Here is a 12,551-nt window from a genome sequence, read left to right as displayed (position 1 = left end):
GAACGTAGTATTTAAGTTTTTCAATAGATGTTCAGGTTACTCTATTATATAGAGTTTCATTTTTAATGTTGTTAAGTAAACGATGAATTGGCTAAAATTGCTCTCATCAATTGAGTCGTGACGCAGATTTAGTGGTAGTGGTTGATTGTTAAATACCAACCGATGATTTTATCGCGCATCACTTCTGGCTTCGGAAGACAAATATTTTTGCGAGTAAGACTTTTGATATGACTACATAAATTCAGATTATGTCTCTCTATGCGTTGTGTATATTTTTTGCTGATAACATGACTCGTTGAGGACAGCAAAGTCCGATATACCGACCAGTCGTCGGTCATAAAGAGGGTGATGCTAAATGGGGTCAACAAATCAAGAAGGCGCTATAATGTCGGCGTATTTCTCGAGCTAAATACATGTGCGAGGGTGTGCTTGTGGATGAGGTCATAGGCATAAAACAACCAGCGCTGATTGCCTTTACTGCGCACATATGACCACTGTTCATCTGCTTCACAGTAGATGATAATTTATTTTTATATATCGATGTGTTGTATTAATTGGTGCGGTGTGAGTTTTTAGATGATGGCGAACGATATTAAGACTTATCCGTCAGATCCTTGAGGTATTACGGCATCCGGAGTCATTCATTGCTATATCAACAATGGTCTGGTGGATTTCGGGTTTAGCAACGTTGTAACGAAAGTTAAGCAGGAAGGTCTTTAGACACTAATTACAGCGATAAAGCTGCGCACCAGAACTGGAATGAACGTTTCGGATAACCCCCTGAGTTTCGGAACTGCGGTGACAAAACACATCAATCTTTGCCATCAATCATCCAAAATGCAAAGAATACAACAACACTAAGTCTACATCACGACTCGTAAAATCAGAGAAATTCAAGGAACATATTGAGCATGAAAACTTAAATCAGTCACACCTGATCTTTCTATGCTCCACGTCAACAGCCTTATGCATACGCGAGATTTCTGCTATCAATAGAAAAGTGAAGGGATCTTTGAATCCATACTTTCTATAAATACCGTTTTGCATATTGTTCGATGTTTTGTGGGTGACAGCCATATTTTTCGCGATGGTCTTTATGGGTACACCTTGAAGCCAATGGTCAAAAAATATTTTCTCATATCGGTGATAAAAGGACTTCTTCACCCTTTATTTCTTTGAACAGAGATGCGGCAGAAATGAGACTTTTTAAGGTTCGAATAGATAAGCGCTTTGATATTACTATCACTCTGTTGTTGATCACCAATGGGGAGTGATTGCGGTTATTTAAGAGGAAGATAAATTTTATTTTTTTGTCATGACTGACATTGTTTAATCGTATGGCATCGATACCGTGTTCAGTATCAATAACAGCTATTGGGCATTACCGTACTTCACTACTGCTAGATGCGAAAATGCAAGTCTGGTAAAAACGCATTTGCCGTATATTTCAATGCTCATGACGATAGTGATTCAGTAGAAAAATAGCAAAGTGGTACTCCTGACGGTGCATCATCCCTGTAACAGCTTTAATACGTTTCCCGACTGCTGATTGGCTTGTGACAATGTAGTCCCCCCAGAATTTAGTCTTACCGCTTAATAGAGTCCTCTGGTTAAAATACAACCTATGGAGGTGCGCTATGAAGAAAATACGTTTCACCGAATCCCAGATCCTGAGGGTCCTAAAAGAAGTTGAAGGCGGTCGACATGTGAAGGATGTTTGCCGCGAGAATGGCGTTTCAGAAGCCAGCTACTACAACTGGAAATCAAAATATGGCGGCATGGAGTCCTCTGATATCAAACGCATGAAAGAGCTGGAAGAGGAAAACCGGCGATTGAAGCAGATGTACGCCTCTTTGAGCCTGGACCATGAGATCCTCAAGGACGTCATCGCAAAAAAACTTTAACGGTCCCCGATAAACGCGAACTGGTGCGCTATGTCATGACGGAACATCAGGCCAGCGAGCGACGCGGGTGCCGGATTATCGGTATTAGCCGAAGCCTTTTGCATTATCGCCCGAATGCCGAACGGGATATTCCGGTCATCGAGGCGCTACAAAATCTGGCGCATCATTATCCGGCCTATGGATTTGGCCTGATGTTCAACAAACTGCGTCAGACGGGGTTATCGTGGAATAAGAAACGCGTTTACCGAATATATCGTTGGTTAAAACTAAACCTCAGACGCAAGGGTAAAAAACGCTTACCCAACCGGAGTCCACAGCCTCTGGCGGTCCCCGTTAGCATGAATCACTGTTGGTCAGTGGATTTTATGAGTGACGCACTGATGGATGGAAGGCGATTCAGATTGTTTAATGTCGTCGATGATTTTAATCGGGAAGCGCTGGCAGTCGAAGTGGACTTAAATATCCCGGCGCATCGCGTAGTGCGCATTCTGGAACGGCTCAGCGCAGAAAGAGGTTACCCGGCGTTTATCCGAAGCGACAATGGACCGGAACTCACCGCCGCCGCCCTGTCGGAATGGGCCGAACGGCATGGAGTCATACTGGATTTTATTCAGCCGGGCAAGCCAATGCAGAACGGATTTATCGAACGGTTTAATAAGACATTACGAACGGAAATACTCGACTTGTATCTGTTCCGAACGCTGTCTGAAGTGCGAGAATTAACAGAAAACTGGCGGACGGAATACAACGAGGAACGCCCACATAGTTCACTTGGCAATCTACCACCGGTTATCTATGCAAGGCAAAAACTGGCCGGAGACTCTAACTGGCGGTGGTACTAAAAACCGGAGGGACTACAACAAGACTGCCATCGATGCTTGCTGTAGGATCTGGAATTTTGTCATAGCGGAAACTTCAAGAGCATAATCGGCATCCAATATGCGGGAACGAGCGGCAGCGGTGGCAATTTTCTCCTGTGACAGCACGGTAGTGACGGATTCGAAGCGGTTCATCTGGCTGCCGTATTCACTGCGGTAACCGTCCAGCGTTTTCAGCGCGTTATCGAACGTGGCTAATGCCGCACTGGCCTGCTCTGGTGTACTTAGTGTGGCAGAGGAAAGTCCCAGCGATTGGCTGTCCGCTGGGGTTGGACTGAGGGTGATCGTTTGCAATGCATCACCGAAACTCGACCCGACGACAAACGTCGTTTCTTTGCTGATCGGTACTGAGGGCGGCAGTGGCGGGGCTGGCTCTGTCGGTGTGGGAAGTTCATCCCAGCTTGCGCTGCTATTGAATACGCCGCTGCCAACCACAATGACAATCAGATCTTCCGTTACCTCATCAATATGAATTTTTTCCAGTCGGTTTGCTGCACCCACATTTCCATCGTTAAATCCCCCGGTGTTGGCATCTTCAAAACGGTCACCATCGCCACTGTAGGTGATGGTCATGCCCTGATACGTTGTCTGCGCCCCTGTGTTGATATTGTATTCCCCGGCTTGTAGTAATGAGTCTGCCGAGTAGGTAGCATGAGGTAAAAAGCCGTTATCTTGCGTAATCACGGCGGTATTCATGGTGGTTTCACCCGTTACGCCATTTGCTGACCAGACGATATCGGCGTCTACTCCTTCTGCGGGCGTACCGGCCAGATGCCTGCCATCTCGCGCAAAGAGCTGGATATCGTCATCGGCGCTTAATGAGTCGATAGTGATGGTAATATTTTTTGCGCCAGCAGGAATGTAAGCCAGCGAAATTACCCCAGAAGGAAATTGATGATTGATATTGGGGACGGGAAACTTTTCAGCCAGTGGCAAGGTTTCCCCTAATTTGGCAGGCTGAGGGCCTGGTTCAGCAGGAGCCAACGGATAGCGGCCAAAGATCTGTGTCGATGAGGCGATGCGGTCGATCTCTTCCCTGATTTGCTGATACTCACTGTTCAGACTGGTCTGGTCAGTATCTGACAACGTGCCATTTGCCGCCTGCACCGCGAGTTGCCTGCCACGTTGTAGTAGATTATTGATGACATTAAGTCCGCTCTCAGCCGTTTGCATCAGGCTGAGGCCATCTTTCATTCCGTTAGTGATGACGCTGTTGGCATTCAGATTAGCGGTCATCCGGTTGGCAATCGCCTGACCAGCGGCATCTTCCTTCGCGCTGTTGACACGCAGACCCGATGAAAGCCGTTCAATCGCCTGGCTCAATCGAGTCGCCGATTTATCCTGTTGATTCCGTATCGTTAAATGAAGAGAGGTAATCGGAGTCATTGCACACCAGTCCTGATTTGGCAAAAATAACGAATGGTTTTTATCTGCTGATTATTGATTTACCGGATAACAGGCAATAGTTAACCTTTCCCGATAGTGGAAATAAAAACAGATAAAACATTACGTTATGGTTATTCTCGGCAATAGCTTATCGACGGTGGCGATCAAAAGATAATCGTTTTGATAGATCGATGTGATCGTATCGATCGGCGTTACCGATCAAAAGCGCTCTGAATCAGAGTTCACGTAACGGTATGAAAATTAAGCAGGTCGGTAGTCTGCCCAGTAACCAAAGCAGGCAAAGAAAACGTATTCGTCAATCATTGCCCGACGCGCTGGCTGAGTGCGCAGACGGGTGTTAATCCACACCTGAATCTGTCTGTCGGTTTTATCAGCCAGTGATGTCCATTCACGATAAGACAGGCCGTTAAGTAGCTCAGACCAGCACAGGAGTGTTAACGTTTCCTGAATGCCGGGTTCGTTTTCCCGATCAAATAGCCTCTGAAGGCTGTCACCCAATTCATCCAGATGTAGTCGGTCACATTCGCTGATCAGAATACCGCCCAGCATCGGATACCGTCGAAGGTAGCGGCTGGTTTCCACAGGCAGAATGGCTCTGCTGGCAGCCTCAATACGCGACACCCTTGATTTCTGCATTAGTTTCGCGGGGACAATCAGATGCGCCTTATGCTGGTCTGGCAGGGAAACTGCCGTCAGGCTCAACCGGTGAAAAGTATGAGTTTTTCGCGTACTGATACCCTGATGGATGGCATGCGCAGCACTGTCGTCAAGGTGGCTTTGGTACTTATCCAGCAACGTGGATAGCGTTGTATTACGTGTCATTTAGAAAAGTCTCCAACATGCTGAATAACAGACAACCGGTGTCCTCCGTGGAATCGGATAGCGGTCTGTTATTCGCATTTTGATAAAAGAGTGGGGAATGAAGATGTGACTATCGGCGAGACTGATCGATACGTTGCTGTAACCAGTTTTCGACTTCACTTTGCAGCCAGCGGGAACTGCGACCCAGCTTAATCGGTTTTGGAAACTCACCCAGTTGAATAAGCTTGTAAAACCATTTGTCGGTTAATCCGGTCAACTGGGTGATAAATGCCATATCCACGAACTGGTCGTTAAGAAGGCGGTAATCGGTAGTGGTGCTCATCGTTTTTTCTCCTCTGATGAATGGAGAAGGAACCGGAAAATAGAAATTGGCGAATTCCTTCAAACGATTCGTCAGTGGAGTAATTTTTTACAAATGGGTGCGGCGTCTGTTTCTGTTACGTCCCTCGCTTTTACATCGGGAAGGAATATCGCTGCACTGAAAAATAATCTTGTCTGTCTTCTGATCCTTTTTACTGAGATAACTCAGAATATACAGCATGTCGTCTCGACCGGTATTGTTGTCCCAGGAGGTAACACGCTCCCCCCGTACTTCATAATATTCCTTTGGGTTACACCAATGCGCATAACCCGCATCATCGGTAATATCATCCCAGACTTCAGCTACAGAAAGAAACGTATTCCATGTCTTACGGTGTTTTTGGCCGTTAAGATAAAATGCAGCATGAATATGAAAACCATGAAGTTCGGTATATTCCAGTACCCACACGTACCCTACAAGGCCTCTTATACTCACGCTTTGTTGGAGTAACTTAACCATGTCCCCTACAATGGTATTCTTATCTGAGTGTTTAAATTCGTAACTAGTTTTAATATATGCAAAGTCTACGCGTAGCATCAGTAACTTTGAGTAACGCAGGAACAACATCTCCTGATGTGCTCTAAATTTTTGGCTTAGATGCATGTCATGCTGATAGTTTGGATTGATGCTTTTACACTGACGTTTTTTCATGATGTCTATTCCGGTGGATTTATCTCATGATAATTATTCAGCGCGTTAATTTTTAATGGGGCATGGAGTATGCCATACGGGTTGTTTTTTATAGCCATATGTCTGGTTTTGAATGTTTTTTAATAATGCGTCTATTCACTAAGTGAATGATGCTATTATTTATCTAGCAGTGATGACTGGGTTCATTAAATAATACTTTATTCCTTAATGAACCACATCAGCGACGAATCCCCCTCATGTCATATAGTCGATTCATATCTACGCTTACACAAATCAATCAAATAGTACTAAATTATCACACGCAATAAGTTTATTTAAAATCTATAACCATTTGATTTTGTGTTTTTTACTTGAAATAAAATTGCATGATATCTGCTATGAATTATACGTGAATAACCTAAAAAACACGACTATACACATCAGCAATTCGTAAGGTAAAATGCCGTTTTCATGCTTTTAGATAGCCTGATTTTAGCTTCATGAATCATAGTTTTTTGATGATGTTTGTAGTAGTGTCATTAAAAAATGAAGACACCAGCAATGGGGGTAGGAGATGGTTAGGTATATTGAAGTTAAGTCCATTAGGGAGGGGGTTTATCTTCTCTGGCGGATGAGCCTCTTGGATGAAGCTCGACAATTTTCGTTGGGAGGCAAGAGAGATCTTCTCCGATGTAATGATGTTATTAATAGCAGTATTGATCGGATGTTAAGAGACAGCGATGGAAATATGGACATTGTTCAGCGGGTTATTAGGTATCAGGCACGATACAAAAATCGTTTTATTGATGACTCTCAGGTAGCATGGATTGCACATGATAAAAATGCCTGTATTTATTTCTGGCTATTTATTTTCAGGAATTTTACTTGCCAGAATAACATTCTGGATGAAATTTCTCGATACTCTCGACGTGTTTATCGTAGAAATAGAAATAAACATAAAATCCTTCGTGAAGAACTCTCTCTTCGTACACCAGATACTGCTGAACAATGCTTGATGGCCGGATTATATATTTTGGATGTTCTTCCATTATATCTTGGCGATCTACAGGATATCCTCGATGAAATCCGGAAGGAGTACTTTCGTATAAGGAATAGCATCAAAGATGAGTTTTCCTGGTTTTCTGAAGCAGAATCTGTTCATACCGAATGGGTATGGGATCAATTAAGTAAAAATAATGATTTATTAAATGATTTCGGTTCCTTGGATATTGACAGAAACATTCAGTTTCGATCTATCCCTTTTATTTACTATTTATGGAATGAGCGTAAAGATACAAAGACGCTTTTTCTAAATACGTTGCGAAAACGCTATGCAAATATGAAGCATCGTAAGAAAGTTGCAACTAAAGCACCGGTCAATATTCGTATTTCTGACAGTTCTAAAAAGACGCTGGTAAAACTTGAGAAGTATTTTAACCGTAACAGGGCTGATGTGATCGAATTTCTGATAGATAAAGCATGGGAAGAAATGAATCAGAAAAAATAAAAAAATCTCAGTTATATATCACCTCATTGAGTTACTCCTATTTCAATTCATCAGGCCATCCATCCCGGATGGCCTTTTTCATTCTGAGGCTGATATGAAAAAATCGTCAGGTTATTCCCTGATCCGCCGCCATCTGCGGCGCTATCCCCGTTCGTTACGTCATGCCCTTATGCAGGAACTGACCCGGCTGGTTACCTATGAACCGGTGATTGGCATTATGGGCAAAACTGGCGTCGGAAAATCGAGCTTATGCAATGCGCTGTTTCGCAGCGAAGTCTGTGCAGTGAATGCTGTCGCAGCCTGTACCCGTGAGCCACAACGCATTCGCCTGAGTTTTGGGCGTCATTATCTCACGCTGGTTGATTTACCTGGCGTGGGTGAAAGTCAGCAGCGGGATGAGGAATATCGCGCACTGTACCAATCCCTGTTGCCGGAGCTGGATATGGTGCTGTGGGTATTGAAGGCGGATGACCGCGCCTATTCTGCCGAGGAGCAGTTTTATCGGGACGTGTTCGGCTCCGTGAACGGGGAGCACACGCCGATACTCTGGCTGCTCAATCAGGTCGACAAGATTGAACCGAGTGAAGAATGGCACTGGGCCTCTGCGCAGCCGTCATCCAGGCAACGGGAACATATGGCACAAAAGCGGGCGGCTATCGGGCAACAACTCGGTATCGTGGCTGAGAACATTTTACCGCTTTCCGTTAAAGGCCGTTATCAACTGGGAAAGATGGTGGAGGCCATGATAACCCTTCTCCCAAAGCAGGCTCGTAGTCCGGTCATTCCTCATTTACGTGCTGAACATCAAACCGAAAGCGCGATACTGCAGGCCCGGGCTGGGTTTTCCGACACGGTAGTCAATGCGGTGGATTGGGTCATTGACCACGCGCCGTTGCCTCAGGTAGCAAAACAGGTGCTGCATGGCGTCACCCATTCCGTTGCCAGAGTGGCAAATGCCGTGTGGTCTTTCTTCTTCGACTAACGTTTTTGCTGCTTCCCATCGGGTTTCTTTATCGTCACCGATCGATTTTGTCGATCGAACCGATCGAATTGATTTGTTATACCGCCATTTCTCCCCGCTATAAAATCGATATTCCATTCTGAGACTTTTTTACTTTTATGAATCAATAACATGTTCATGTAACGCGTATACGTCTGGAGGGCAATGATACCGTTGTTACTGCTTTGGGGGGGGCTGGCAATCGTGCTGGGATGCGTGGCATCCAGCAGCGGTCGCTCATTCTGGGGCTGGTTTATTCTGGGTATGGTCATCGACCCGTTACTGGCCGGATTGTTGTATTACCTGATTTGCAGAGAAAAATAATATGCGAACGCTGTTGAAGCTGTTTGGCCGTTTTATGCGCTGGTATATCACGCCGGTGATTTTTATGGCCTGCCTGCTTTTTATCATCAATACCGTTGGCGGATGGGCCGGTTTTTAACCGAGGGCCCTTCCGAAGGAAAACCACAATGAAAACACAACCTGCACTGCCATGCAGCGGAATGCTGCTGGCCTCCCTGATGGTTCTTCCCATTCTGTCTGTACAGGCAAAGCCTGCTGACAATGAACCGCAAATTATCACCGACAGCGACGGGCACATGGTTTGCCATCTCTGTGGACCCGACAGGAAAGACAGTTTCTTTATTTCTGACTATCCACAGGGCTATAAAAATAAAACGGATCAGTACAGCAAGTTATGGGACATGACGCGCTATACCATCCTGCTGAATGATGCCATTCCTGCTTACACCGCTAACCGGACACCCGATTTTTATTACATCGATAAATATGCCGCGTTGCCCACCGTTCATTTTATTGAGTTTGACGATGACCGCTCTGATTTATCGGCTGTAGCGAAGGTGTCGGTGATAGAAAACAAAAACAACACGCTGCTCACTGTCACCTGGAAGAATGGAGAGAAAAACCGTTTCCAGATGAATAACCAGATTCTGGCGTATCAGGCACACATACTGAGAAACACGCAGGACCAGCTTTTCTGCCGGAATTGCGGTGACAGTGGCAAAGATGTGCTGGTTCAGGGCGCGGAGACCGCCAGCCTTTATACCCGTCTGACCGATACGCCGTATTACGCCTTTCTGGAGCAAAGTGCCGGGATGGCCTGCCCGGCAGGGAACTGGTACGCCGTCGATAAAACGAAACCCGCGCCTGAAATCAAGGTGATTGACCTCAAGGATTGCAGTGAAATCGTGAAGGTTGACAGTACCCATGATGCCAACAACACCACGCTTAACCTCACTCACTACAACGGCAAAAAGGACATGCTGACATTCAGCCATCGTTGAGTGTTACCGCCTCTGGTCATCGGAAGGCTTCGAGCCTGTCGAGTAAAGGAAAATATCATGAAAAAAGCATTTGTCGCGCTCTGTCTGGGATTGTGTTCGCTAAGCGTTTTTGCAGAAAAAGCGCCTGTCAGAGTGCAAACCCGTATTGCCTCAGGAAACTGGTATGCCGGTCCCTATTATCCAAGGATATCCGTGACAGCGTTGACAGATTCTGTCGTCGTCAAAGACATTGCGGTTAATCGGGGAAATTGCCAGCACCTTTCCGAAGAATCCTGGAAGCCCGTTCGACTCCGCTTCGGTAGCACTTTTGAAACGACGTTTAAGTCAAAAAACTGGGGAGCCGCCTGTCATGTCCTTGAAATTATTGTCGAGACCGATCAGGGCATATGGGAATTCCAGGTGGAATAACGACTGACCTTATTCACGGTTCCGATGCCTCGTGCGCCTGTGCGAGGCATTGTATTTATTGTGCTCTTGTCATCCATTTCATCCTTCTTTTTCATCATCCATCGTTTAGATAAGGAATCACCATGTCATGCAATTCATTGACAGGCAGCGTTGCGTCCAGAGAGCAGCGCATTATCCAGATGGCGCTGTGCCTGCTGGAAAAACGCGTGCGTAAAAATGCGCGACAGTTCAAAACCTCTGAGGACACCAAAAGCTGGTTGATGCTGGAACTCAGTAGCCTGGAGCGCGAAGTCTTTATGGTGCTGTATCTGGACAACCAGCATCGCCTGATAGAAAAGGAAGTTATCGCGCTGGGTGGCATCAACAGCACCGAAGTGCATCCGCGTGAAATCCTCAAAGCCTCACTGCGCCATAATGCCGCCGCCGTGATACTGGCACACAATCATCCTTCCGGCTGTGCCGAGCCGAGTCAGGCTGACCGCCATATCACCGACAAGTTGAAGGACTCACTGTCACAACTCGACGTCAGAGTCCTCGATCATCTGGTTGTCGGCGGTGCTGACGTGGTGTCATTCGCTGAACGTGGCTGGTTGTGATGCTCACATTTACTACCGCTCTTTTATAAGGAAACCATCATGCCATCATCGGAGACCCCGGAATGGGGACTAAAAAGTGCTGTCACGCCGCGATTCGGAGCCAGACTGGTGCAGGAAGGTAACCGTCTGCACTATCTGGCAGACCGGGCCAGCATTGTCGGTACGTTCAGTAAAACAGAAACCCAAAGTCTGGAACGTTGCTTCCCTGAGCTAATTAAGTTGTTGGAACAGAAGCTACGCATGGGGGAACTGAATCCCCGTCAGCAGAACTGCGTCACGCTGCATTGCAACGAATGGATCTGTGAAGCCGATACGCTGGGCAGTGTTGGCTACGTGTATATTGTTATCTATCCCTCTTCGGCAGCAGCAGAATAACCTGCAACTTCTCTCCCATCCTGAACATTTCCCTGATTTTATCGACTTAACCTGTAGAGAGTATTCTCATGCAAACATCACCGGCAATCCCTCCACGGGAGGATAACCCCTGTCCGTCACCTATAGCCGTCTGGCAGCAACTACTGACTTACCTGCTGGAAAAGCACTACGGCCTGACGCTGAACGACACGCCGTTCTGTGAGGAAAACGTGATTCAGGCGCATATCGATGCTGGCATCACGCTGGTCAATGCCGTCAATTTTCTGGTGGAGAAATACGAACTGGTGCGTATCGATCGCAACGGCTTTAACTGGCAGGAGCAATCGCCGTTTCTTACCGCCGTTGATGTTCTCCGTGCCAGACGTGCTACTGGCTTGCTCAAGGCATAAAGATTGCGAGCGGCTTTCCAGTCACATCGCACCAAACCTGTTTATTCCTCTCTCCGATGCATAATGCGCCAGCCGGTAAGGGCTGGCGCATTTGCTTTTATGTATGGACCACAAATGATGCAAATTGAACCCGAGGTTTTAACCGAACACACCGAGCTGATTTGCTCGACCAATATCGAACGCATCGTCACCGGACGTGATGCCGCGCTGCAACAGATAGAGCAGCTCCTCAATCAGCTACAATCTATTTCAACGCTAACGGCGACTATCGGCGGTGGCACCGCTGAAGACTGGGCGTTAAAGCAAGGGCATCGCTACGATTGCTGGCTAACAGAAGCATCCAACAAGGCGATGCCCGCCATCACCCGCACACTGGATCGCAATATCTGGCGCGACCTGATGCTGAAATCTGGCATGTTGTCGCTGATGGATGCCGAAGCGCGTAGTCAGTGGCACAAGAATCTGGATGAGGGGGAACTACCGGCCATCAGCGAAGCCAATATCCTCAGCACCTTTGAGCAACTTCACCAAAGCAAGCTGGAAGTATTCGAGCGTGGGGTCATCAACGTATTCAAAGGGCTATCGTGGGATTACAAGACCAATCACCCTTGCTACTTTGGCAAGAAAATCATCATCAGCAATCTGGTGACATACAACCGCTGGGGCTTTGGTCTGAACTGGGGCTGGCGACGCGATCAACTGGCCGATCTAGAACGTATGCTGTATCTGTTGGATGGCAAACCGCTCCCCGACAATCGGGGCGATGTAACCATCCGGTTGATGGACCATATCCGTGATAATCCGCACGAGCAGGAATACGAAGATGAGTTCTTTAGTGTGCGTTACTTTCAGAAAGGCACTGGGCATCTCACCTTTAAACGCCCTGGCTTGATCGATCGGATGAACGATATTATCGCCAAACATTATCCGGGGATGTTGGCGGCGAGGTGATTAACCAATCATGTCACAT

Annotated in this window: 14 protein-coding genes and 1 pseudogene; 10 read left to right on the top strand and 5 right to left on the bottom strand. The window is 46.6% G+C overall.

The features are described 5' to 3' along the window. Positions 1 to 128: 128 nt before the first annotated feature. A pseudogene (locus tag E2566_RS13605) lies at positions 129 to 825 on the bottom strand (IS1 family transposase). A gap of 812 nt (positions 826 to 1,637) precedes the next feature. Here E2566_RS13605 and E2566_RS13600 point away from each other — a divergent pair. Beyond that, a protein-coding gene (locus E2566_RS13600; RefSeq protein ID WP_107171160.1) for an IS3 family transposase occupies positions 1,638 to 2,746 on the top strand; the annotation gives its coding sequence in 2 pieces (ribosomal slippage) (positions 1,638 to 1,890 and positions 1,890 to 2,746; 1,110 coding nt in all). 12 nt (positions 2,747 to 2,758) lie between these two features. Here the strand turns inward: E2566_RS13600 and E2566_RS13595 are convergent. The 4 genes from E2566_RS13595 to E2566_RS13580 all read right to left on the bottom strand — a co-directional run bounded on the left by E2566_RS13595 (position 2,759) and on the right by E2566_RS13580 (position 6,023). Next, positions 2,759 to 4,168 carry a flagellin N-terminal helical domain-containing protein gene (locus E2566_RS13595; protein WP_107169977.1) on the bottom strand — a complete coding sequence of 470 codons (1,410 nt, stop codon included), beginning with the start codon at positions 4,166 to 4,168 and terminating at the stop codon, positions 2,759 to 2,761. Positions 4,169 to 4,429: 261 nt separating this feature from the next. Then, on the bottom strand, positions 4,430 to 5,011 hold the full coding sequence (locus E2566_RS13590) for a hypothetical protein (protein WP_107169978.1): 582 nt from the start codon (positions 5,009 to 5,011) through the stop codon (positions 4,430 to 4,432). 109 nt (positions 5,012 to 5,120) lie between these two features. Next, positions 5,121 to 5,333 carry a helix-turn-helix transcriptional regulator gene (locus E2566_RS13585; protein ID WP_107169979.1) on the bottom strand — a complete coding sequence of 71 codons (213 nt, stop codon included), beginning with the start codon at positions 5,331 to 5,333 and terminating at the stop codon, positions 5,121 to 5,123. A gap of 87 nt (positions 5,334 to 5,420) precedes the next feature. Further along, a complete protein-coding gene (locus E2566_RS13580) occupies positions 5,421 to 6,023 on the bottom strand; it encodes a YagK/YfjJ domain-containing protein (RefSeq protein WP_107169980.1) in 603 nt (200 codons plus the stop codon). Between the two features lie 610 nt (positions 6,024 to 6,633). Here E2566_RS13580 and E2566_RS13575 point away from each other — a divergent pair. The 9 genes from E2566_RS13575 (at position 6,634) to E2566_RS13535 (ending at position 12,532) form a co-directional block, all read left to right on the top strand. Next, on the top strand, positions 6,634 to 7,509 hold the full coding sequence (locus E2566_RS13575) for a hypothetical protein (protein WP_240958798.1): 876 nt from the start codon (positions 6,634 to 6,636) through the stop codon (positions 7,507 to 7,509). A gap of 94 nt (positions 7,510 to 7,603) precedes the next feature. Beyond that, positions 7,604 to 8,491: a GTPase family protein gene (locus tag E2566_RS13570; RefSeq protein ID WP_107169982.1), complete on the top strand. Its 888-nt coding sequence runs from the start codon at positions 7,604 to 7,606 to the stop codon at positions 8,489 to 8,491. Positions 8,492 to 8,674: 183 nt separating this feature from the next. Further along, the gene (locus tag E2566_RS13565; protein ID WP_165800660.1) at positions 8,675 to 8,833 is read left to right on the top strand and encodes a hypothetical protein; all 159 of its coding nucleotides are present in this window, start codon (positions 8,675 to 8,677) and stop codon (positions 8,831 to 8,833) included. A 146-nt stretch (positions 8,834 to 8,979) separates the two neighbouring features. Further along, positions 8,980 to 9,813: a hypothetical protein gene (locus E2566_RS13560; protein WP_107169983.1), complete on the top strand. Its 834-nt coding sequence runs from the start codon at positions 8,980 to 8,982 to the stop codon at positions 9,811 to 9,813. Between the two features lie 57 nt (positions 9,814 to 9,870). Continuing rightward, positions 9,871 to 10,221, top strand: a complete 351-nt coding sequence (locus E2566_RS13555) for a hypothetical protein (protein ID WP_107169984.1) — start codon at positions 9,871 to 9,873, stop codon at positions 10,219 to 10,221. A 122-nt stretch (positions 10,222 to 10,343) separates the two neighbouring features. After that, positions 10,344 to 10,817 carry a RadC family protein gene (radC, locus tag E2566_RS13550; RefSeq protein ID WP_107169985.1) on the top strand — a complete coding sequence of 158 codons (474 nt, stop codon included), beginning with the start codon at positions 10,344 to 10,346 and terminating at the stop codon, positions 10,815 to 10,817. A gap of 39 nt (positions 10,818 to 10,856) precedes the next feature. Beyond that, positions 10,857 to 11,192, top strand: a complete 336-nt coding sequence (locus E2566_RS13545; protein WP_129705773.1) for a type IV toxin-antitoxin system YeeU family antitoxin — start codon at positions 10,857 to 10,859, stop codon at positions 11,190 to 11,192. Between the two features lie 68 nt (positions 11,193 to 11,260). Next, a complete protein-coding gene (locus tag E2566_RS13540) occupies positions 11,261 to 11,581 on the top strand; it encodes a TA system toxin CbtA family protein (RefSeq protein WP_107170982.1) in 321 nt (106 codons plus the stop codon). A gap of 117 nt (positions 11,582 to 11,698) precedes the next feature. Beyond that, positions 11,699 to 12,532, top strand: coding sequence for a DUF4942 domain-containing protein (locus tag E2566_RS13535; protein ID WP_107170988.1), 834 nt, complete (start codon positions 11,699 to 11,701; stop codon positions 12,530 to 12,532). Positions 12,533 to 12,551 lie beyond the last annotated feature (19 nt).

Origin of the sequence: Pectobacterium punjabense (assembly GCF_012427845.1) — a bacterium.
GTDB classification, from domain to species: domain Bacteria; phylum Pseudomonadota; class Gammaproteobacteria; order Enterobacterales; family Enterobacteriaceae; genus Pectobacterium; species Pectobacterium punjabense.
The sequence above is the reverse complement of the archived record's forward strand: the minus strand, read 5'-3'. Positions and strand labels throughout refer to the sequence as shown.

What these genes read in the sequence shown, in the direction of transcription:
- E2566_RS13585 (WP_107169979.1), bottom strand. Translation starts at nt 5,333, where the DNA reads ATGAGCACCACTACCGATTACCGCCTTCTTAACGACCAGTTCGTGGAT.
- radC (WP_107169985.1), top strand. Translation starts at nt 10,344, where the DNA reads ATGTCATGCAATTCATTGACAGGCAGCGTTGCGTCCAGAGAGCAGCGC.
- E2566_RS13555 (WP_107169984.1), top strand. Translation starts at nt 9,871, where the DNA reads ATGAAAAAAGCATTTGTCGCGCTCTGTCTGGGATTGTGTTCGCTAAGC.
- E2566_RS13560 (WP_107169983.1), top strand. Translation starts at nt 8,980, where the DNA reads ATGAAAACACAACCTGCACTGCCATGCAGCGGAATGCTGCTGGCCTCC.
- E2566_RS13590 (WP_107169978.1), bottom strand. Translation starts at nt 5,011, where the DNA reads ATGACACGTAATACAACGCTATCCACGTTGCTGGATAAGTACCAAAGC.
- E2566_RS13575 (WP_240958798.1), top strand. Translation starts at nt 6,634, where the DNA reads ATGAGCCTCTTGGATGAAGCTCGACAATTTTCGTTGGGAGGCAAGAGA.
- E2566_RS13595 (WP_107169977.1), bottom strand. Translation starts at nt 4,168, where the DNA reads ATGACTCCGATTACCTCTCTTCATTTAACGATACGGAATCAACAGGAT.
- E2566_RS13535 (WP_107170988.1), top strand. Translation starts at nt 11,699, where the DNA reads ATGCAAATTGAACCCGAGGTTTTAACCGAACACACCGAGCTGATTTGC.
- E2566_RS13565 (WP_165800660.1), top strand. Translation starts at nt 8,675, where the DNA reads ATGATACCGTTGTTACTGCTTTGGGGGGGGCTGGCAATCGTGCTGGGA.
- E2566_RS13570 (WP_107169982.1), top strand. Translation starts at nt 7,604, where the DNA reads ATGAAAAAATCGTCAGGTTATTCCCTGATCCGCCGCCATCTGCGGCGC.
- E2566_RS13540 (WP_107170982.1), top strand. Translation starts at nt 11,261, where the DNA reads ATGCAAACATCACCGGCAATCCCTCCACGGGAGGATAACCCCTGTCCG.
- E2566_RS13580 (WP_107169980.1), bottom strand. Translation starts at nt 6,023, where the DNA reads ATGAAAAAACGTCAGTGTAAAAGCATCAATCCAAACTATCAGCATGAC.
- E2566_RS13545 (WP_129705773.1), top strand. Translation starts at nt 10,857, where the DNA reads ATGCCATCATCGGAGACCCCGGAATGGGGACTAAAAAGTGCTGTCACG.